The following is a 353-nucleotide window of genomic DNA, read 5'->3' on the forward strand; positions in this document are numbered from 1 at the left end:
GCACGATGTCCAGCCGCTCGCTGCGGTCTTCGCCGATCTTGTGCATGACACCACAGCCACAAGGGCAGATCAGGCTGTCGGGTTCGATAACCTCTTCGATGCGCGGCAGTGCAGCCGGGAGATTGCCGATGGTGCGCTTTGGCGCAGGCCTGGTTGCCGTTTTCTCACCTGCCTTGGCAGCCAAATGTTCCTTCTGCACCTCGACCTCGGCCAGTGCGATGGATAGGTCCTCGAACGCCAGCTGCCGCTCATCCTCGGGCAGCTTTTCCGACCTTTTGCCATGCAGGGCATGGTTCAGTTCAGCGATCAGATGCTGTTGGCGTTGGGTAATATCCTGAAGCGCTGTGATCGTT

Annotated in this window: 1 pseudogene; it reads right to left on the bottom strand. The window is 59.2% G+C overall.

What is annotated here, in order from left to right:
- A pseudogene (locus FCK22_RS18075) lies at positions 1–349 on the bottom strand (IS66 family transposase); the annotation flags it as partial.
- Positions 350–353 lie beyond the last annotated feature (4 nt).

Source organism: Sulfitobacter sp. 15WGC (genome assembly GCF_005068605.1).
GTDB classification, from domain to species: domain Bacteria; phylum Pseudomonadota; class Alphaproteobacteria; order Rhodobacterales; family Rhodobacteraceae; genus Sulfitobacter; species Sulfitobacter faviae.